The following is an 18,005-nucleotide window of genomic DNA, read 5'->3' as shown; positions in this document are numbered from 1 at the left end:
AATGAATCCGGGCCACAGCTTGAGGTGCCCAGTCAAACCAATGCCTGGGCGTGAACTCGATTTGGCCAAATTGGGATAATCTACTTGTCCGCTTTTGTGTCGTCTTGGGACAAGATTGTATCTGCCACTGTCGTCGCCGCGGTCACGAAGACACCGAGACCCACGATGATGTATACCATTGTGAAGATCTTCCCTGCCGCAGTTTCAGGTGAGAAGTCACCAAACCCCACGGTCGAAATTGTCACGACAGAAAAGTAGATTGAGTCGAGCCAACTCCAACCTTCGACAAAGTGGTAAAAGACCGAGGCCCATAAAATCATTCCAACTGTGAAGGCAAGAATGCCTTTCACTCTACCGTCCTTGAAAGCGACGCCAATTCCTCGTGTTATTCTGGTCAGTGAATTCATTGCACCCTCATCTTCGAATAATTGCATTTGTACCAGAGTTGAGGATTTACGGAAGGAACAATGCTGATTTACTGAAAGCTGCCCGATAAGAACTCTCAACCAGAGTCCCAGATTCACCGATGCTATTCTGCGCGCGATGGTTCGACAGGTACAGATCAGCGGATCCCTTCATTCGAGTGATTTGGAAGCATGAACAGCCGTGGAGGTTCTATTTTGCAAGCTAGCAATCGAGCTGTTCGCCTACGCGCCAAGTATCTTGCTGCTAGGTCTTACGTCTCTAACGCGAATAGAACCCATCACGAAGTTCTTGCCTTAGGCGCAGACGCTCCGGGTACTCTTTCAGGAATAGTTCGGGTGGTTTGCCCTCCCAAACTTGCGCATAAACTCGCATCTTGTTACCGCCATAAATCTTCGCAAGGTCCTCATTGGAATAACCCTTCGCCCAAAGGTCATCGGTAATCGCCGCAAGGATTTTGGCAAGTTCGCCGTTACCGGTGGCTCCTTTGTTGAACGCGTCGATCATGTAGCCGCCGTCGTCGTACATGCTCGCGTTTGCAGTTGCGAACTGTACGACTAGTTCAGTCGAGAACATGTCGTCCGTTGCAATCCCAACATGGTCGACCCCCACAAGTTGGACATAGTAGTCGATCATATCAGCAGCTTGCTCGGGTGAGATATCCTCAGGCCAAACACCGTCCATCATCCATTCGGTGAAGGTCGGAGAAATATAGCCGCCCGATTTGGCCGCACGCAGCGCCTCGTCGTCGGGAATGGCCCGATAACAACCGCGTGTCGTGGCATTGGGTTCGTTCGCATAAAGCCCAGCTGGGACAGAGTGCGTATAGACATATGGCACGCCGGGATAGTTTTCATCCATATAGTCCATGGCGTCGTTGGCCGTTTTTGAACCCGTGTGGCTTAGGTCAAGCAAGATACCGAACCGCACCATTTCATCGATGACCGACTTCCCCCAAGGTGTCAGACCAATGTCGCGCCCGTTATAGGCCGCCAACTGCCCCGATCCGGTTCGGAAAATGTCATTGTAAGCAAGGATCATACTTTTGATCCCCATATCCTTTAGCAATGCCATTTTCTTAAGATCGCCGTTCAGGATTGTGGCGGTTTGGCTGTTCCAGATGACGGCCGTCTTGCCTTGTATATGGGCGGCTTCGATATCTCGGGTTTCATTGACGATCAGGTAGTTTTCCGGTTGCTGCGCCATGGCTGAGCGAAAGTGATAGTGCTGCTCTAGCAGGGTTTCAAACGACATATCCGCAGCAGCCAGCGTCATCTCGTGTCCCGTAATGCCGTTGTCCCGAGCGCGCGCGAAGTAAGTATGAAGCTGGTCGTAGTCGGTCCAACCAGTGCCGTAGGGGCTGGCCAACATGCCGAGTACGATGGTGTCTTGTACGAATTGCTTCGCCTCTTCTGATGCATCCCAAGTCTTGCTTTCCTCGCTCGCGTGTAGTGCGCAACCTAGAGTGATCGCGATAGCGCTTACGGCCAACATGGTCTTCATGACAGTACCTCATTAACTGCATTGTTTTTACCGCCGCATTCGAACCCCTCAGAAAACGATCCGGGTTCTTAGACCGAACAGCGTAATGCTATCCTGATTGGGGTTCAGTAGCGGGTCAGAAATGAACTGCAGCGATGGCGTGATCTGCAGTCCGGGCGAGATTGAAAACCGGTAGAATGCTTCGAGCGTGAACTGGTCACCGTCTATGCCTCTTGCCTCGGCCCAATTCAGGCCCAGCCCGGCCAAATCGGTGTTGCGACCATAGTAGCCCAGACCTGCTGAGACGGACCGGTCATAAAGCGCTGCGGTACCCTTTGAGGCCCCAGCCCGAAAGAACGGCATCCACTTATTGTCAACAAACCATGCGGCAGAGAACGCAGCGCCGTAATCCTCCGCTCGACTGCCATCGTCAGCCGCATCCGCATGCCAGAGGGTCAAATGGATGTTGTCGAAGTAGATGCGATCAAAGCCGGAGGTGTAACCAAATTCGAGTGATTTGAAGAGATTGCCGTCGCTAAACACATCAAAGTTTGGATCAGACGGGTCGGCGTTTGCGTCTGAGACGCTGGCAACAGCGTAGAAGTTTTCGCTCAGCTTTACCCCACCGGCAATGCCAAGGCCTTGATTGGGTGTGTTAATAGTCGGATTGGTATTGAAAGACAGGTTTTGGAAACCAATGTAGGGGCTGACCAACCCATAGATATCCACAAAGTCCGTTACATCAATCTGGCCAACTTGCAGCGTCCACGAACCGTTCTCGGCCCTTTGGGTCCAGAAAAGGTTGGTCAGCAGCAGACCATTATCGTTGAAGGCCGTTCCCGTGATTGAAAGGGCTCCGCCATCCAGACCGAGAAACTGCGGAGCAACGTCCGTGTAACTGTGCCGGTCTTCGATCTTGAATGTCAGAGAGCCGCGTTCAGTTGCCTGCCAACTACCGTAGAAACGCGCAATTCCGCTGGCCGCTTCGCCGGTTCCCAGATCAGCATTTGTGGATTGGCCCAATGCCAAGTAATCAATGTTGAAGCGAAACCCACCCACAGCCAGTCGGTCTTTCCATTGAAACCAACCCGGTGCGATATTACGCGGAAAATCGGAACGATATTGTAGGTCGGTTAGCCCATCTCCGGGCTCTAGATCAGCTTCGACCGAAGATGGCCCGGATAGTCCCTGAGCCGACGCTGTGCCAGCGAAGGCAATGCTCAATGCGGCAACCAGAAGTCTTATCATTCAGATGCCTTTGCCCCGCCGGTCTTGCGATTGCCCGCCGCGCGGATGCGATCAGCGGCACGCTGCTTCCATTCCAGCCTATCTGCCTTGGTTTCCAGAGTTTCGACACTTTCTGCTTCCACCTGGAAAGTCGCGCTCATGGGCATCTAGCCATCCACAACCATCATATTCTGAACAGACGGATCGATCGTTAGCGTGCCTGTCAGCCGAACGGGTTCATGGAAATAGCTGGGTGCCCAGCCCCCGTTCAACCGCACACGGATCATCTGGTTGGGCGGAGGTGGAGGCATGTGACTGCACATCCCTCGTTCTGGCACCAAATATGCGACAGGCCGACCATCCGAATCATTCGGAGCAGGAATGGCAAAGCCCGCCAGTGTGATTGTCTGACCATCGAATTGTGGATTTCCGTTCGTTCCAGCCTTTCTTCGACGTTCCATCACAACTTCGCGCTGATCGAGCAGCCAGTCGACATCAATTCCATCAGTTGCCAAGGCATCCTCAGTCTCGGTCAAAAGCATTTGCCACTTCTGCCGCTCTTCTTCGCTGCCGCCATCCTGCTGCAGCCTGCCGCGCAGTCGTACGACGTAGAGGACATCGTCGAATTGTTCGGGGCTGAGATCTCGATAGGGGTCTTCAAAGACCTGCGCGGACGGGTCAGGTAGGTCAGACCAGTCCAACGCGGTTCCTGGCGTCGCCATGACAGGATGACCACACCAAACCAACCCTGCAAATACTAAGGAGCGAAACCAATGGTGCATAAATTTTCTCCGGCTGTTTAGACAGGTCAATCCAGTGTGTTTTTGTAGATGACGCCGTCCTTCATGATCAGGCGGATCGTATCTGGGCTTTCAGGCCTCGGATCGGCACCGAACCACTGATTACCCGTGCCAACAACCGAGAAGTCTTCAAGCGGGTTGCCGTCAATGAGCAGAATGTCTGCATAGGCCCCCTCCTCAATCACGCCCAATTTGCCTTCGGGATAGGGGTTCATAAACGGCCCCGACAAAGCGGCGATTTCACCGCCGGTGGACGTCATTGCGACCAATGAAGCGTGGGAGCCAAAGAACTCATTATTGAGATGTTTTTCATACGCAATTTGAATATTGCAGGCCGCTACAGAACCTACGCAATCCGTGTGAAACCCTCTTTTGGCTGGGCACTCATTCATGTTTTTTATGTAGTCGCCAAAAGCCTGCGTAGCGGACTGTGCCTTTCGTAAGCTGGCTGGGACATCTCGAATGGCAGGAATATCAAAGAGATTTGGATCAAATGCTGTGAGATTGGTTGTGATGTAGGCTCCTTTCTCTTCCATCAGCGCTGATATTTCACAATCAAACATGAACCCGTGTTCAATTGATCGCACACCAGCATTCAGTGCCGCCATGATCGTTTCCTTGCGGTAGGAATGGGCCATGACGTAGCTTTCGTATTCGTTTGCAACCTGCACGGCCGCTTCTAATTCTGCCGTCGATCCAGCCAACAACTGCCACGGGTCAAACACTGAAACTACACCGCCTGATTGCATGTACTTCAGTTGTGTTGCTCCCATCCGGAAGTTGTTGCGAGCAAACTTGTACATTTCGGAGACACTGTCGACTTCTTGGGCCATATTCAGACGGCTGAAGTTTGAAGACTGGCCAACAGGCGCCGTAAAGTTGGCGAAATCAGCATGGCCACCACGTGTACTTAGAAAAGCAGCCGCAGGGTAGAAACGCGGCCCGGCAATGGTCCCGCTGTCGATCGCGCGACGAAGACCTCCATTAGCGCCACCTGCATCTCTTACAGTGGTAAAGCCTTGCATTAAGTACATCTCAGCCATTTGAGTGCCGTGAATCGCGAGGTCTTCCCAAGTGCTGTTGGCTTCCATTGCGGGCAACGTGGGTCCGGGCAGCATCAGGTGTGCATGATTTTCAATAAAGCCGGGGGTCAGTGTTCTCCCTTCTCCGTCAATAACCGTAGCATTAGGGGCGTCAATCGCTTCAGTTGATACAGACGTAATCAGGTTGCCCTCGACCAATACGCTGGCATTCTCGATACGCTGTTCATTCACGCCATCGAAGATATGCACGTTAGTAAACAGCGTCTGGAGTTCTTCTTGATCCTGAGCCTGCGCGGACGCTGAAAAACAAAGTCCTGCAGCGACAATTGCCGTCGAGCAAAGCGACATTCGTAGACCGGACATAAGCACTCCCTTCATATTCATGTTTTGCCAACTGTAGCCCGGAAACCTTTGCCTCGGTTGCCAGTTTCGCATTAGGATGTTCGAATGTGACTGCAAAAATGGCCATATTGTAAATCTAGTCCAAACGAGGGTGACGAGCTTGCCTTTCAACTCCACCTCTCAAGAGCATAGCGAAGGCTTTATTCGCCTCTCCTTAGCTGCTCCGTTCCTGCAATATCTCACCGAACGTAAGATCAATCCGCAACCAGCACTGGATCAGGTCGGCTTGAAAGCCGAACTGTTGTCTGACCCATCCGTGTTCGTTCACTCTGAGTTGGTCTATGGATTGCTGAATTCCTTCTCAGAAGTGTCAGGGGATCGATATCTTGGCCTGAATGTCGGAGAGACGTTTGACTTGCATCAGTGGCCTCCATTCGCTCAGGCCCTCCAATCGACCGAGACGCTGTTCGAGTTCTTTACCCGTTTCGTCGGACTTGTACCGCAGGAGTCCAATTCTGTGCGGCACAGCCTTGTCGTTGAAGCGGACAAAGCGACTTATCGTATCGAGAGGCAACAAGAGCCTACTGTCCCACCCATTCAGGTGACCGGATTTGGTGCGGCAATCTATGTACGCCTATTTCAGACCGTCGTCGGAGATGCCTGGGATTCTTCCCGTGTACGATGGGAAAGCAGATACATCAACGGTCTGCCTATCAACTACAAAGGGATCGAGGTTGGCCTTGGGACCGATCCCGGAATGCAAATTAGTTTTCCTGTGGAATGGTTGTTTTTGCACCATGTCTCTGAGGGCCCTGCCAAGCCCATCGCCTCACAGCGACAAGATGAAGAAGTAACAGTGGTAGCCGCTTTGCGATCTGTATTACGCGACAAACTGGATGAAACCGATTTGGGGCCGGAGGCGATGGCGGGACTACTGGGAATACAGCCGGAACGGTTTTTGAAAGCGCTTCAGCGGCAAGGCACAACGCTCCCACGCGAAGTCAAACGGCTGCGTGTCGATGTCGCCAAGGAGCACCTCAAAGAAGGCCAGATGACAATTTCGGAGATTGGTTTGATGCTCGGTTATTCCGACAAGTCCCACTTCACTCGCTTTTTTCGAGGCCAGACCGGAATGACACCGACTGCTTTCCGGAAAAAGTAGCGGCTCTGATTTTCCGAAAGGGAAGTCAGATCAAACCAAACTGTCTGCGGGAGTATGAAATGGAGGCAGCGTGTTAGTTGATAACGCAAAGGTCAAATTCAACTGATGTCCAACGTTGGGGGCACCTTCTGATGTCGAACGTTCACCTAGTTTCTGGTCCAACTGTGACGGTTGGGTCAGGTTCGCGTGACGTTCAACAGGAGATGTGGAACGTCAGTGATATTTGACTCAATCGACAGTCAAAACCTCAAGAAATGCTCAAATCACGTCATTCAATTTTGCCCCAAACGTCAAGCATTTCTGGCCCAAAGCGGTTAGTGGCATTTCATCGGTGCTGGAGTTGATGTCTCATTTTTTACCTGCCCCACCCAGCGACTGACAAACGCGGATTTAACCATCATGGAGTTGAGAAGGTTACTAAGTTCGAGGAAATTTCATCACGACTGAACGCGCGTTGGGTGTCTTATCCGGTGCCTCCAAGCCTTGCCGATGTATCCTCCGTAGCAATTCCTTCAGCCATTCGCCTAAAAGCTTGTCGCCAACCTTCAGCAAGTTCTTCCATCTGAGACAAAGCCTCGGCATCTTCCGGCAGAATGCGACGAGTCAACCGTGCGCGTGTAACAGCCAATACAGACCAATTGGGATTTGGCCTTTCAGACAAGGTGATCCGATCACCGGCGCCAACTTCGCCAGGTTCGAGTACACGATAGTACCATCCAGTTCGACCCGTCTTCTGAAACTGGTAAGGCATTTCCTTGCGCCCCGTATGTAGCCCAAGTTTCCAGCATGGCTGCCGCCCCTGACTAATTTGAACTACCGCCGTCCCGAGTGACAGGATGTCCCCGATGCAGAGGTTTTCCTCGGTCAGCCCCGTTGTTGAAATGTTCTCGCCAAACGCCGCTGGTATTGTGCCGGGTGCCATTAGGCCCTCTGCTTGCCAGGCTGAATAGTGATCAAGTGCATAATGATGGATGGCTTTGTCTTTACCACCGTGTACGGTCAAATCCGCCTGCGCATCGCCTGCAAAACCGAGCGAGGTAACAACCTGCCGGCCGTCCACCCGATCTTTCTGAATGGCCGAAGGCGGTTTGCCTTCCCAGCGATCTCTGGCCGCTCCAAAAAAAATGCCGTCGATGCGTGCTGACACATCAAGAAGGTTCATCTGGCCTCCTCGTGCTCAATACAGATTTTGTCTTTTTCGCCGGGTTCCAATGAAACACCCAACAATTTGCAAAAACCGTTTTCTGTCGTGACATCATGATGGGCGCAGGATTTGCATTGTCCGAAGGATCGGCCTCCATTTACGGCCAAAGCCAGACTGAGGCCTTGCATCAGCCCCTGCTCAAGCATGGCTTGGTTTTCTAAGGGCATATCTCCAATTGCCTGAGCAACAGGATTTGGCTGACGTACGATCTCGGCCCCTTCTTTTGTGAGTTCGTAGGAAATCGACCGCTGATCGTGTTCTTTGCGGTGCTCTTCTACATAGCCTTTGCGCGCCAAAGCCTTGAGCGTCTGTGACATCGTTCCACGGGTTGTACCGATGTACTCTGCGACATGCGACGGCGAGCGCGAGAACATGTTCGCCTCAGCGAGGTACTCGAGCGCCATCCTCTGAGTCGGGTTCAGATCTCCCGCCCATCCTTCGGAGGCATCAATCCGGGCCAGACGGTTGATCAGTGTGCGTATGCGATGATCTGTGTTCATAACACTTTTAGTAGCGACTCGAAATTATAGTTGCAATGTATTTCTCATTATAGTAGCGACTCGCTATCTTTTAATTGGAGGCACCCATGAAACTTTCAACGCTCACTTCTACTTTGGCTCTGCTAATCGGCAGCACAGCTCTTGCTGATGGGAACCATGCCATTCATCAGGATGGCGCGATCATATCTTCTGCTGACGCCAGTAAAGTCGCGGATTTTGACATTCTGGCCGCGCACGCGCACCGCAATGGAAACACGGTCACTTTTCACATGACCACGAATGGATCGGCTGGTGCCTCGGTTCCGGCGGCAACCGGAGAGGTCGGTGGTTCAGACGTCTGGTCATATGTCTGGCCTACGTCTTTGGACCCTTCGGCCGTTGGGTTCGAAGGCGGCACAGGCATCCTTGCAATGGCCGCAACCAGTCATCCAGATTTTGATGACACACCGCTTTTTGACGAGAACGGTGACGGAGATCCGGCCAATGACGGCATCGAATGGCACAGCCATTGGGTTGTGTTGACCCCGACCGAAGCGTGCGGACCCGACGCGCTTGCCGTACGTGACATCCCCGAAGGTTCCACACCCAAGCTACCTGGGACATGGCCTGGATTCCCGATCTTTCTGGACAGCCCAGGGTTTACACCGCTGTTCGACGGGCCCGAAATCTCGGTGAACGCAGGCTTCGCCAGCGACGTCGAACTGGAAGGTGTCGCTTACGATGGCGTCACTTCGGCCTTGCGTGTGAACGCTAATATTCATGCTCCCTTGCTGTGCGTCACAGATGTTTTTGACGTCGCATCTGGCGAACTGAGCCTGCCGGGCAAGATTCACTAACATTCGATTGCGCAGCCGCCGAACCCACGGCGGCTGCCTGCTACTGAGGACAAAGAAAATGCAAGCACCAGAGTTAGACGTCACGGAATGGTTCAACACAGACACGCCCCTAACCCTAGATAACCTAAAAGGACGGGTTGTCGTTATTGAGGCCTTTCAAATGCTTTGCCCAGGATGTGTCCTGCACGGTATTCCCTTGGCGCAGTCGATTCAGAGGACGTTTCCTGAAGAGAAGGTAGCCGTAATTGGCCTGCACACCGTGTTCGAGCATCACAACGCTATGACACCGGTGTCTTTGCAAGCTTTCCTGCATGAATATCGCATCACGTTCCCTGTCGGCGTGGACAAACAGGGCGCAGGACCGTTGCCAAACACGATGTCTCGCTTTGGCATGCGCGGCACACCAAGCCTTGTCCTTTTAGATCAGGCGGGGCAGATCGTTGCGCATCACCTTGGTCAGGTTTCGGAACTTCAATTGGGGTCCGAGATTGGCAGTCTTCTGACACAGGAGGTCGTGTCGACCAAAGGCGGCACCGTCACTGTTGATCAAAGCGAATGCGAACCAGGTAGCTGCAATGTGTGATCGGGCCAAGGTGCCCACATATGGAAATCGTTTTTTCCAAGCGCCATCGCCAAACCGTAGTTTTGTCGTACACGGCGACAAAAAGCCCAAAAACACCAAACGGTGCTCGCAACCCAACAACCCACAGCGTCAGGCAAGTCCCAAAAGATCGGGGACTTGCCAATTGTTTTTATGCCAGGTCTACACACTCGATGCTCAAACCAAGCGCGCTTGCCACACCGGCACCATAACCAGGATCGGCCTTGAGACAGTTCGATATGTGACGGATCTGAATTTCCTTCCTTGCAGCGCCAATCGCGCGGGCAGTGTTTGCGAACAACACTTTTTGCTGTTCCGGCGTCATCAGGCGGAACAAATCACCGGGTTGCGAGAAATAGTCATCATCCTCGCGGTGGTTCCAATGATCCGCAGCACCTTCGATGGACAAAGGTGGTTCAGAGAAATCCGGTTGCTCGGACCATTCGGCATGCATATTGGGTTCATAGCCAATCCGAGATCCGGCATTGTCGTCGACCCTCATCGCTCCATCACGATGGTAGGAATGATACGGGCAACGCGGCGCATTCACCGGGATCTGGGAATGGTTGACACCCAACCGATACCGCTGAGTGTCGCCATAGGAAAACAGACGTCCCTGCAGCATTTTGTCCGGCGAAAAGCTGATACCAGGTACAATTGTAGAAGGCGCAAAGGCCGCCTGTTCCACTTCGGCAAAGTAGTTCTCGGGGTTGCGGTTCAATTCCAGCTCGCCAACCTCAATCAGCGGATAGTCCCCATGCGGCCATACCTTGGTCAGATCAAATGGGTTGAGGTGGTATGTACCCGCATCCTTCTCTGGCATAACTTGGACGTAGAGCGTCCATTTGGGAAAATCACCGTCTTCGATAGCATCATAAAGATCACGCTGATGGCTTTCACGGTCACCAGAGATGATTTGCGCGGCTTCTTCGTCGGTAAGGTTTTTGATCCCCTGCTGGGTTTTGAAATGGAATTTGACCCAGAACCGTTCGCTGTCCGAATTGATAAAGCTGAATGTGTGGCTGCCAAAGCCGTGCATGTGCCGGTAGGTTGCGGGAATGCCGCGATCAGACATAACAATCGTCACCTGGAGCAAAGCTTCGGGAAGGCTGGTCCAGAAGTCCCAGTTGTTATCCGCACTGCGCATGTTGGTCCGCGGATCGCGTTTGACCGCGTGGTTAAGATCGGGAAACTTCAATGGGTCGCGAAGGAAAAACACTGGAGTGTTATTGCCCACCAGATCCCAGTTGCCTTCCTCGGTGTAAAACTTGACTGCAAAGCCGCGAATGTCCCGTTCCGCGTCCGCCGCACCGCGTTCTCCTGCAACGGTCGAAAAGCGCAGGAAGAGATCCGTCATCTTGCCAACATCAGAGAACAATTTGGCGCGTGTATAGCGTGTGATGTCGTGGGTCACTGTGAACGTACCGTAAGCGCCGGACCCTTTGGCATGCATCCGGCGCTCGGGGATCACTTCGCGATCAAAATGAGCCATCTTCTCGAGAAACCAGACATCCTGAAGCAGCGCAGGACCACGCGGCCCCGCCGTCAGAGTGTTTTGGTTGTCGGGCACTGGCGCGCCAAATGCGGTGGTCAGTTTCGGTTTTCTGGTCATGTCAATCTCCTGAGTTGGTATTGGCAGGACAAAACCGAAAACCGCCAAATTACTCCAACTTATATAAATTATCCGATCGATAATCAGAGGTGATGCATGGCAAGAAGAACCTCGGTTGCCGGTCTTTCACTCAGAGATCTTGAGTACATTCAAAGCATTGCCGAAGAAGGTCATTTTGGCCGAGCGGCTGATATCTGTGGGGTTTCACAACCTGCAATCAGCCAACAGGTATTGAAGCTAGAGGCCCGACTTGGATTTTCGATTTTCGAACGTCAGGGCAGGCATGTCTCTTTGACGCAAAATGGCCGGATAGTCCTGCAAAAAGCAGAAATCCTTCTGACCGAGGCCCGTGAGCTGTTGGAATTGTCGCTGAGCCTGAGTGACAATCTGGAAGGTGATTTGAAGTTTGGTGTACTTCCGACCCTTGGTCCTTACTTATTGCCGCTCATCCTCAAGTCACTCAAAGCCGCTTATCCCAAGTTAAGGCTGTCACTATTCGAAGAATCCACGCATGTTCTTGAAGAGATGCTCACCAATCGGGCGCTGGACGCTGCGCTGATCGCAACTAACCCGAAACAGCCTGCACTAAGTGCGCTTGAGCTGTTTCATGAACCATTTGTTTTTGCCTGTCCCAAGGATCTGGATCTCAAACCCAATGAAAAGGTTCGTTGGTCCAAGGTTTTGTCCTCACAGCTCGTTCTACTTTCTCAAGAACACTGTCTACGGGATCAGACCGTTGCATTTTGCGACCGGATTGACCGACCAGGACAAAGAGTGGCCAGCAGTCTTGAGATGCTCCGGCAAATGGTCGCGCTGGGAGAGGGTTGCGCGCTTTTTCCGGCATTGTCTGTGAGTGGCCCCGACCGTTTCGGCGGCCTAGCAACAACACATCCCATTGCGGATGGGGTGTTTGGCCGTTCTATCAGGCTGGCATGGCGCGACAGTGACCCACGCACGGGATCGCTTGAACATTTCGGGACTTTCATTCAGACCCTTATGGCTGCCCCGGAAATGGCGCGGTATTTGAACGGAAAAGCTTAGAGCCTGACCAACCACGGAAAAGGCAATATAGCGTTTCTTTGAGGGCAAGCGTGCAAGTCATCATCAAAGAAACGCCGTTGGTCTGTCACTGCAGGGATTCCAGATAGGCCAGCAGGTCTGAGATTTGCTCCGGTTTCTTTATTCCGGGAAAGGACATCTTCGTGCCCGGCAGGTACTTTTTGGGAGACGCTAGGAACCCGGATAAGTGTTCTTCATCCCAAACAAATCCGGCTTCCCCCATCGCTGTTGAGTATATGTAACCATCAACAGCGCCAGCTTCTCGGCCCCAAACACCAAACATCGTTGGGCCCACTTTTTTCTTACCTTCGTCAACTGCATGACATGCGGCACATTTTTTGAAAACTTTTTCGCCTGCCGCCGCGTCGCCTTCTGCGGCAACGCTTTGAGCACCCGCCAGCGCTATTGTTACAGCCACAAGAATACCTCGCATGAGATCATCCCTTCCTTTTGATTGCAGATAGTTGAGAATTCAGGTTTGGACCGAAACTGCAGTCGGTCTTGCTTTTCGGAACAGGCTTCTCATTTCCCGAATGCCAGCCCAAAAAAGAAAACCGATCTTCAGAAATTCAGACGCGACGTAGAGCAGATGCAATGAACTGTCCTCGACTGGTTGACCCGCGATGATCAAAAGCGTCCGCGCGTTCAGCAAAGGAAGGAGCCAAAGCCTTTGAAATCCGAACACGCAGAGCGCGACAATTAATGACAACGACGGTTTCTGCCGGAACGACAGAAGAAGAAGTGCAATCAGTAGCGTGCAAAACGCCTCGAATACGCCAATCCACAGGAATTGCATCCGCCCAACGTCCAAGGCGACCGGCAATGTCAATGACGGGGCTTGGAACTTGGCCGGAGCCGCTATCAAGTTACCGCTAACTGCGGCGCCCATCCAAACAGAGATAGTCGCAATCAGTGCAATGCGGGCGGCCTCAAAAAGAGGCTCGGCATGGGACTGTCGGTTTTTTGAGAAAGAGATTTTGACAGGTTGTGTCACGCTCATGATCGCGCCCTCACTAGACAGGGTGTTTGGTTGACGCGTGTGTTGCGGCGCCCTTAACCGTTGGTTTAGAAGCCGCTCGCCAGTAGCCGTAGCCCATGATCCCGGCACCGGCGAATGCGTTTCCCAAGGTGACATACGTCAAATTGTGAGCGGCTCCGGCCAGGGTGATGCTGTCGGGGTGATCTGAGATCAGCGCCAGTGAAAACACGGTCATGTTCGCAACGCTGTGTTCAAACCCCGCTGCAATAAATGCATAAAGACACCAGAAGATGACGATGCATTTGGTAACGTCGTCTTTTGCGCGCGCCGAACACCACAAGGCAAGACAAACCAGCCAATTGCACAGGATCGCTTTGGAGAACAGCTCCAACTCGGTGCCGTGCATCTTCTTGATGGCCACCTTATAAAGCAAAGCCTCTTCGCCTGCCCCTAAGATAAGTCCACCACCGCCTGCGACGAACAGCAACGCCAGCAATATGGCCCCGATCAGATTTCCTGCCCAACTGACCAACCAGCAGCGCAGCACATCCCACCAAGCAGTACTTTTGGCCAGCAATCCGTGCGTCATGTACATGGTGTGACCAGTGAACAGCTCGGCCCCTGCAAAAACCACAAGGGTCAAGGCGATACCGAAGCTGGCCCCCATGACGATAGGACGGATGGATGGATCCGCACCCTGCCCAACAGAAAAGATCAGCAAGATGCCCGCCCCAACAAACGCCCCGGCCTTTAAAGCGAGGATCAGAAAGGCAATTGGATCTGCACGCAGGTTGACGCCTTTCTCTTGCGCCAGTTCTGCGAACCCAATGACTGTGTCAGCATAGGTCATTTCGTATTACACTCCACAGCTTGCGCAGCCGGTCGCGTTCGACCTTTGGCCACTTGGATTTCCAAACAGGATCGGGATAGCCCAGAGACAGGCCAAGCATGCTGCGAGGTAGAGAAAGGCCATGCCCAGATCCTTCTGAGCCGAGACCAGGTAGGAGTTGCAAATCCTGACCGGCGCATGCGTATACAGAAAACCCAGCACACCCAGCATCGACAGCGCATTCGCCTTCAGAAATCCGCGCAGCACTGGGCCCAACCAAGGCCAGGACAATCTCAGCGGTGCCCCCAACAGTAAGGGCAAGCTCAGATATTTAGTAAGTTCCCCTGTCGGCGTTAGCGCCCAATCAACGTTTCTAGGCAGCATCCAGAACAGAAATACGGTCAAGGCCACAAGTAGCAACGGAACAGCCCATTCACGCCGGACCTGCCTGTTCCAAGCCAACAACACCCCGGCCAGAACCAACAATGGCATCTGCACCAGGACATGCTGGATCGGACTTTCAACAACCGCATAGCGAAGTGCAACGGCCTCGGCAGAAGCCAGGAAGGCCAAACCAAGCAACTTCATGAGCTGCGCTCCTCCAAATGGGTCAGAACATCGTCGATCGCATCGGTGTCAAACACCGCCGAAAAGCGGCCGTCGCTTTCAATCACATGGATTGCGGCATTGTGCTGAAACCCGCCCCATTCATCGGGAATGACAGTCACGTCAAAAAGCTTCAACAATGCCGGCAACTCTTCTGGCCTCGGCCGCGCGACGGTCCACATTTTTCCGTCCGCCTCATGGGCTTCCCCGTAAATCGTCATCTGCTCGGGCGTGTCTCGCTTAGGATCAAAACTGACCGAGATCATCCGGACGGGCTCTCCACGCTGTTCCAATTGATCTCGGACCTCGGCAAAGTCTGCGCCTGCAATCTGGCAGATGTCGCCGCACACGGTGTAGATGAACTCGACCAAAACCACCTCCTCCCCTTGCGGCAACAGGGGCATCAACTGACCTGACATGTCTTCCAGTTGCAGGGCTGGAACTGGACGCGGTGCGTGCACCACGTCCAATCTCCGAGCGGCTTCGCTGGTGAAAGCCTGCCCTCCATCTGTGGCATGCCAGAGAGTTCCCAAGCCGATGCTCGCGACCAGAACCGAGGGAAGAGCGCGCGCAATCATCAGCTGTCACTCCGCCCAAAACGCAGCACAAAGCGCAGAACAAAGAGCAATGTTCCCAACACGACCAGCACGCCGAACAAGGTGCCAATGCGGTCGTGGGTCAGCCATTCTTCGTAGTGCACTGCCCAGCGACGCGGGATCGAAGCCGCACCAGAGAAGAGAAACACCGTCACAAACCCAGCGGCGCCTGCGAGGTAGGTCACAAAAGCGACCCGGTCCAACCCGCTCATCTGGGCGATGGTTTTGCCTCGGACCAGCCAGGCCATGAACCCAAAGGCCATCGCCACTTCGCCCAGCAGCAGGTAGGTGTGGAAATGCCCCGGGACCCACATTGTATTGTGCATCACTTTGTTCACACTGATCATCCCGTCGATTGACGCGGGGATTGAGCCAACCGACCAGCCTGCCACGGACAGAACCAGCAGTGAGGACGTCAGATCCCAGGTCATTTTCGAACCTCGCACATAGAGGAACGTAGAGAATGCCGTGACCGCGATGAGGGGAATGCCGCTGAAGTATGAGACCAGTTGCCCGACCACCAGCATCCAGGGTGGCATCACCACATCCTGAAGCAGATGGTGCCAGTAAACAGCCATCACGAAGATCAGAACTGCATTCCAGGCAATCGCAAACAGACGGTTCGATTTCCACGGTTTGCCGGTGTATTCCGGCAGGATTTCATACACCGCAGTGACGGCCATGTAGATTGAGGCATTGATGAAAACGTGGCCAAAGAAATAGATCAGGTTCTTGGCCAACAGCGCGTTTACTTCAAAACCCGGCACCAGCAGGTGGACAAGGCTCGCCACCAACACCGCGGCACCTAGGATTATCCCGATCGAATTGAAAATAGTCACGGCCGCCGCCGTGATGATTGTTGGCGGCGGAGGATTTTTATCCTCTCGCCCTAGGATCAGGTTCCAGCCCAGGGCGCGCAAAAGGCTGCCATAACGGGCATGAATCTGACGACCGAGCTCCAGATAATACAGCAGAAAGCCAACGCCGATCGAAACATATCCAAGCATGAACGCAGCAGCCGCGCCGGCTTCCCACGCTCCGCCTGACATCGCGGGCAAGGGAAACAGGAATGTCCATGCGCCGCCATATCCGCCGATGAAGATCGAGCCTAAGATCAGGACGACGCCCAGCAGAAACAAAGCAAGGAAAGCCCAAAAGATTCCAGCCGTCAGAACGATATGACGCCCGCAAAAATACCACATGATTGCGGCGCCAGACAGTGCAGCTGTACCAACCATTCCGGCGCCATGGGCCGTCAGCAACTGGTAAAACAAAGCCGGATCCACTTCGATCCATTGGCCCTGCGCAGCACGCATGATCAGACCAAAGACCATCATCAAGGCAAAGACCGCGCCTGAGAGGATCATGGTAAGCTTGACTGCCCCAGCCTGGGGTTCAGTGACGATTGATTTTTCCGCGACAAGTTCAGATACAGCGCTCATTTAGTCCTCCACCGCGACGACTTCGAATTCGTTGACCATGTCCTGATGCGCCACCCCGCAGAACTCCATGCACAGGACTTGGTAAGTGCCGGGTTCATCGAACGTGTAAGAAACTTCGGTTGTGTAACCGGGGATCACTTGGACCTGCGTCAGAAGGCGGAGGTCTGAAGTGTAAATGCCCAATCCGTGGGTAACATCTTCGGTCGTGGCGCTAAAGTTGATGGGCGTTCCAGAAGGGATCTCAACTGTGTCGATATCCCACCACCACTGCCCGCTGGTGATGGAAACGGTGATGGCATCGTCTGTACTGGCCAAAGCGTGCGGCCATGGTCGCAATGAACCGACTGCCACGATTACTCCAACAATCGTCATTGCCCAGATCAAGCCCGCACGCTTCGAGTTGGCATTGGGTCCTGCTTCCGCCCCGTTCGAGGCGCGCGCGGTCTTCCAGAAGACAAGTGACAGCGCTGCCATCAGGATCAGCGAGATCAAAAGTACAACAGGTTGCATGAGCCATATCCTTTATTAAGCATTTTAAATACCTATTATAAAGACCGGAAAAAGATGTCAACAAAATAGGCATTTTCAAAGCCTATTTTTTATGAGAGATATAACTATGCAAATTACCAAGTTTTCCGACTATGCCTTGCGCATCCTGATCCATCTTGCCACCCACGAAGAGGGGTTGATGTCGACCCGCGAGATTGCGGCTATGCAAAACTTGCCCTTCAATCACCTGGCCAAGATCTCCCAGTGGCTCACACACGAGGGCTACGTAGAATCCGTTCGTGGACGCAACGGAGGAATGCGAATGGCCTTGCCTCCCAATGCGATCTCGATTGGCGGCCTGCTGCGAAAATCCGAACGCGGCACCCCTTTGGTTGAGTGTATGAAAGAAGACGGCGGCTGTTGTGTGATGACGCCTGCCTGTGGGTTGCTGCCAATCCTGACTGAAGCTCAGGAGGCGTTTTTTACTGCCTTGGACAGCAAGACATTGCAGGATGTTTTGGAAGGAAATCGCGGAATGAAAAACCTGATCCGAGCGCTAGAAGTTAGTCATGCGCTGGCTTCAGATCATTAATACGCAAATTGAAATCGTATAAACCACGATTTTCATTTAGCTGCACCAGGCACGGCACCCTCAATCGCCTGCCCTTCCCAGGCCTCGAATGCCATCGACAGGTGCCATGCCTTGAACCCGATGTAGCCGGCCAACAGGACCATTATCATCAGATACATTGCCCTTCGGAATCGTGGATTCT

The 18,005-nt window shown here is 53.2% G+C and carries 22 protein-coding genes and 1 pseudogene; 6 read left to right on the top strand and 17 right to left on the bottom strand.

The window, feature by feature from the left end:
• Nucleotides 1-80: 80 nt before the first annotated feature.
• The 6 genes from ACR0LY_RS18735 to ACR0LY_RS18710 form a co-directional block, all read right to left on the bottom strand.
• The gene (locus tag ACR0LY_RS18735; RefSeq protein WP_226689145.1) at nucleotides 81-407 is read right to left on the bottom strand and encodes a potassium channel family protein; all 327 of its coding nucleotides are present in this window, start codon (nucleotides 405-407) and stop codon (nucleotides 81-83) included.
• A 277-nt stretch (nucleotides 408-684) separates the two neighbouring features.
• The gene (locus tag ACR0LY_RS18730; RefSeq protein WP_170351540.1) at nucleotides 685-1,926 is read right to left on the bottom strand and encodes a membrane dipeptidase; all 1,242 of its coding nucleotides are present in this window, start codon (nucleotides 1,924-1,926) and stop codon (nucleotides 685-687) included.
• 48 nt (nucleotides 1,927-1,974) lie between these two features.
• The gene (locus tag ACR0LY_RS18725; protein ID WP_170351542.1) at nucleotides 1,975-3,153 is read right to left on the bottom strand and encodes a carbohydrate porin; all 1,179 of its coding nucleotides are present in this window, start codon (nucleotides 3,151-3,153) and stop codon (nucleotides 1,975-1,977) included.
• On the bottom strand, nucleotides 3,150-3,293 hold the full coding sequence (locus ACR0LY_RS18720) for a hypothetical protein (RefSeq protein ID WP_480567450.1): 144 nt from the start codon (nucleotides 3,291-3,293) through the stop codon (nucleotides 3,150-3,152). The genes ACR0LY_RS18725 and ACR0LY_RS18720 overlap by 4 nt, the downstream gene beginning before the upstream one ends.
• A 6-nt stretch (nucleotides 3,294-3,299) precedes the next feature.
• Nucleotides 3,300-3,854, bottom strand: coding sequence for a DUF3299 domain-containing protein (locus ACR0LY_RS18715; RefSeq protein ID WP_480567448.1), 555 nt, complete (start codon nucleotides 3,852-3,854; stop codon nucleotides 3,300-3,302).
• Between the two features lie 86 nt (nucleotides 3,855-3,940).
• The gene (locus tag ACR0LY_RS18710) at nucleotides 3,941-5,353 is read right to left on the bottom strand and encodes a metal-dependent hydrolase family protein (RefSeq protein ID WP_480641238.1); all 1,413 of its coding nucleotides are present in this window, start codon (nucleotides 5,351-5,353) and stop codon (nucleotides 3,941-3,943) included.
• A gap of 124 nt (nucleotides 5,354-5,477) precedes the next feature.
• Here ACR0LY_RS18710 and ACR0LY_RS18705 point away from each other — a divergent pair, with 124 nt between their 5' ends.
• Nucleotides 5,478-6,479 (top strand): helix-turn-helix domain-containing protein, encoded by a 1,002-nt coding sequence (locus ACR0LY_RS18705; RefSeq protein ID WP_170351548.1) that lies wholly within the window; start codon nucleotides 5,478-5,480, stop codon nucleotides 6,477-6,479.
• Between the two features lie 463 nt (nucleotides 6,480-6,942).
• On the opposite strand, the gene ACR0LY_RS18700 is transcribed toward ACR0LY_RS18705, so the two are convergent.
• A complete protein-coding gene (locus tag ACR0LY_RS18700) occupies nucleotides 6,943-7,641 on the bottom strand; it encodes an MOSC domain-containing protein (protein WP_170351550.1) in 699 nt (232 codons plus the stop codon).
• A complete protein-coding gene (locus ACR0LY_RS18695) occupies nucleotides 7,638-8,183 on the bottom strand; it encodes a MarR family winged helix-turn-helix transcriptional regulator (RefSeq protein WP_170351552.1) in 546 nt (181 codons plus the stop codon). Before ACR0LY_RS18695 ends, ACR0LY_RS18700 begins: the two co-directional genes overlap by 4 nt.
• Before the next feature lie 86 nt (nucleotides 8,184-8,269).
• Between ACR0LY_RS18695 and ACR0LY_RS18690 the strand changes: the two genes are divergently transcribed.
• Both ACR0LY_RS18690 and ACR0LY_RS18685 read left to right on the top strand, forming a co-directional pair.
• Complete coding sequence (locus ACR0LY_RS18690) at nucleotides 8,270-9,019, top strand: hypothetical protein (protein ID WP_170351554.1); 750 nt, start codon at nucleotides 8,270-8,272, stop codon at nucleotides 9,017-9,019.
• 58 nt (nucleotides 9,020-9,077) lie between these two features.
• A complete protein-coding gene (locus tag ACR0LY_RS18685) occupies nucleotides 9,078-9,602 on the top strand; it encodes a redoxin domain-containing protein (protein ID WP_170351556.1) in 525 nt (174 codons plus the stop codon).
• A 169-nt stretch (nucleotides 9,603-9,771) separates the two neighbouring features.
• Here ACR0LY_RS18685 and ACR0LY_RS18680 read toward each other — a convergent pair whose 3' ends face one another.
• On the bottom strand, nucleotides 9,772-11,232 hold the full coding sequence (locus ACR0LY_RS18680) for a catalase (protein WP_170351558.1): 1,461 nt from the start codon (nucleotides 11,230-11,232) through the stop codon (nucleotides 9,772-9,774).
• Nucleotides 11,233-11,328: 96 nt separating this feature from the next.
• Between ACR0LY_RS18680 and ACR0LY_RS18675 the strand changes: the two are divergent.
• Nucleotides 11,329-11,529 (top strand): annotated as a pseudogene (locus tag ACR0LY_RS18675) (LysR family transcriptional regulator); the annotation flags it as partial.
• A gap of 60 nt (nucleotides 11,530-11,589) precedes the next feature.
• Entirely contained in the window at nucleotides 11,590-12,273 is a 684-nt protein-coding gene (locus ACR0LY_RS18670) for a hydrogen peroxide-inducible genes activator (RefSeq protein ID WP_480641248.1), read from the top strand.
• A gap of 85 nt (nucleotides 12,274-12,358) precedes the next feature.
• Here the strand turns inward: ACR0LY_RS18670 and ACR0LY_RS18665 are convergent, their stop codons facing one another.
• Genes ACR0LY_RS18665 through ACR0LY_RS18635 form a run of 7 tightly spaced genes read right to left on the bottom strand, consistent with a single transcriptional unit; the run spans nucleotide 12,359 to nucleotide 17,253 of the window.
• Nucleotides 12,359-12,724: a c-type cytochrome gene (locus ACR0LY_RS18665; RefSeq protein ID WP_170351561.1), complete on the bottom strand. Its 366-nt coding sequence runs from the start codon at nucleotides 12,722-12,724 to the stop codon at nucleotides 12,359-12,361.
• Nucleotides 12,725-12,763: 39 nt separating this feature from the next.
• A complete protein-coding gene (locus ACR0LY_RS18660; RefSeq protein WP_170351563.1) occupies nucleotides 12,764-13,291 on the bottom strand; it encodes a hypothetical protein in 528 nt (175 codons plus the stop codon).
• A gap of 13 nt (nucleotides 13,292-13,304) precedes the next feature.
• Nucleotides 13,305-14,120: a formate/nitrite transporter family protein gene (locus ACR0LY_RS18655; protein WP_170351565.1), complete on the bottom strand. Its 816-nt coding sequence runs from the start codon at nucleotides 14,118-14,120 to the stop codon at nucleotides 13,305-13,307.
• Between the two features lie 6 nt (nucleotides 14,121-14,126).
• Complete coding sequence (locus ACR0LY_RS18650; protein ID WP_170351567.1) at nucleotides 14,127-14,687, bottom strand: hypothetical protein; 561 nt, start codon at nucleotides 14,685-14,687, stop codon at nucleotides 14,127-14,129.
• Complete coding sequence (locus tag ACR0LY_RS18645) at nucleotides 14,684-15,283, bottom strand: SCO family protein (RefSeq protein ID WP_170351568.1); 600 nt, start codon at nucleotides 15,281-15,283, stop codon at nucleotides 14,684-14,686. The genes ACR0LY_RS18650 and ACR0LY_RS18645 overlap by 4 nt, the downstream gene beginning before the upstream one ends.
• The gene (locus tag ACR0LY_RS18640) at nucleotides 15,283-16,743 is read right to left on the bottom strand and encodes a cbb3-type cytochrome c oxidase subunit I (RefSeq protein WP_170351570.1); all 1,461 of its coding nucleotides are present in this window, start codon (nucleotides 16,741-16,743) and stop codon (nucleotides 15,283-15,285) included. The genes ACR0LY_RS18645 and ACR0LY_RS18640 overlap by 1 nt, the downstream gene beginning before the upstream one ends.
• Nucleotides 16,744-17,253 (bottom strand): cupredoxin domain-containing protein, encoded by a 510-nt coding sequence (locus ACR0LY_RS18635; RefSeq protein WP_170351572.1) that lies wholly within the window; start codon nucleotides 17,251-17,253, stop codon nucleotides 16,744-16,746.
• Between the two features lie 91 nt (nucleotides 17,254-17,344).
• Here ACR0LY_RS18635 and ACR0LY_RS18630 point away from each other — a divergent pair, with 91 nt between their 5' ends.
• Nucleotides 17,345-17,824 carry an RrF2 family transcriptional regulator gene (locus ACR0LY_RS18630; protein ID WP_480641233.1) on the top strand — a complete coding sequence of 160 codons (480 nt, stop codon included), beginning with the start codon at nucleotides 17,345-17,347 and terminating at the stop codon, nucleotides 17,822-17,824.
• Between the two features lie 32 nt (nucleotides 17,825-17,856).
• Here ACR0LY_RS18630 and ACR0LY_RS18625 read toward each other — a convergent pair whose 3' ends face one another.
• A complete protein-coding gene (locus tag ACR0LY_RS18625) occupies nucleotides 17,857-17,982 on the bottom strand; it encodes a hypothetical protein (RefSeq protein ID WP_264187355.1) in 126 nt (41 codons plus the stop codon).
• Nucleotides 17,983-18,005: the final 23 nt, after the last annotated feature.

It is taken from the genome of Ruegeria sp. BC5 (genome assembly GCF_056539205.1).
The sequence above is the reverse complement of the archived record's forward strand: the minus strand, read 5'-3'. Positions and strand labels throughout refer to the sequence as shown.

Bases quoted from the DNA above. Each gene is read 5' to 3' on its own strand.
- ACR0LY_RS18735 (WP_226689145.1), bottom strand. From the start codon at position 407: ATGAATTCACTGACCAGAATAACACGAGGAATTGGCGTCGCTTTCAAG.
- ACR0LY_RS18710 (WP_480641238.1), bottom strand. From the start codon at position 5,353: ATGAAGGGAGTGCTTATGTCCGGTCTACGAATGTCGCTTTGCTCGACG.
- ACR0LY_RS18690 (WP_170351554.1), top strand. From the start codon at position 8,270: ATGAAACTTTCAACGCTCACTTCTACTTTGGCTCTGCTAATCGGCAGC.
- ACR0LY_RS18725 (WP_170351542.1), bottom strand. From the start codon at position 3,153: ATGATAAGACTTCTGGTTGCCGCATTGAGCATTGCCTTCGCTGGCACA.
- ACR0LY_RS18685 (WP_170351556.1), top strand. From the start codon at position 9,078: ATGCAAGCACCAGAGTTAGACGTCACGGAATGGTTCAACACAGACACG.
- ACR0LY_RS18640 (WP_170351570.1), bottom strand. From the start codon at position 16,743: ATGAGCGCTGTATCTGAACTTGTCGCGGAAAAATCAATCGTCACTGAA.
- ACR0LY_RS18625 (WP_264187355.1), bottom strand. From the start codon at position 17,982: ATGTATCTGATGATAATGGTCCTGTTGGCCGGCTACATCGGGTTCAAG.
- ACR0LY_RS18645 (WP_170351568.1), bottom strand. From the start codon at position 15,283: ATGATTGCGCGCGCTCTTCCCTCGGTTCTGGTCGCGAGCATCGGCTTG.
- ACR0LY_RS18660 (WP_170351563.1), bottom strand. From the start codon at position 13,291: ATGAGCGTGACACAACCTGTCAAAATCTCTTTCTCAAAAAACCGACAG.
- ACR0LY_RS18650 (WP_170351567.1), bottom strand. From the start codon at position 14,687: ATGAAGTTGCTTGGTTTGGCCTTCCTGGCTTCTGCCGAGGCCGTTGCA.
- ACR0LY_RS18680 (WP_170351558.1), bottom strand. From the start codon at position 11,232: ATGACCAGAAAACCGAAACTGACCACCGCATTTGGCGCGCCAGTGCCC.
- ACR0LY_RS18635 (WP_170351572.1), bottom strand. From the start codon at position 17,253: ATGCAACCTGTTGTACTTTTGATCTCGCTGATCCTGATGGCAGCGCTG.
- ACR0LY_RS18720 (WP_480567450.1), bottom strand. From the start codon at position 3,293: ATGAGCGCGACTTTCCAGGTGGAAGCAGAAAGTGTCGAAACTCTGGAA.
- ACR0LY_RS18665 (WP_170351561.1), bottom strand. From the start codon at position 12,724: ATGCGAGGTATTCTTGTGGCTGTAACAATAGCGCTGGCGGGTGCTCAA.
- ACR0LY_RS18730 (WP_170351540.1), bottom strand. From the start codon at position 1,926: ATGAAGACCATGTTGGCCGTAAGCGCTATCGCGATCACTCTAGGTTGC.
- ACR0LY_RS18695 (WP_170351552.1), bottom strand. From the start codon at position 8,183: ATGAACACAGATCATCGCATACGCACACTGATCAACCGTCTGGCCCGG.
- ACR0LY_RS18630 (WP_480641233.1), top strand. From the start codon at position 17,345: ATGAGAGATATAACTATGCAAATTACCAAGTTTTCCGACTATGCCTTG.
- ACR0LY_RS18655 (WP_170351565.1), bottom strand. From the start codon at position 14,120: ATGACCTATGCTGACACAGTCATTGGGTTCGCAGAACTGGCGCAAGAG.
- ACR0LY_RS18715 (WP_480567448.1), bottom strand. From the start codon at position 3,854: ATGGCGACGCCAGGAACCGCGTTGGACTGGTCTGACCTACCTGACCCG.
- ACR0LY_RS18700 (WP_170351550.1), bottom strand. From the start codon at position 7,641: ATGAACCTTCTTGATGTGTCAGCACGCATCGACGGCATTTTTTTTGGA.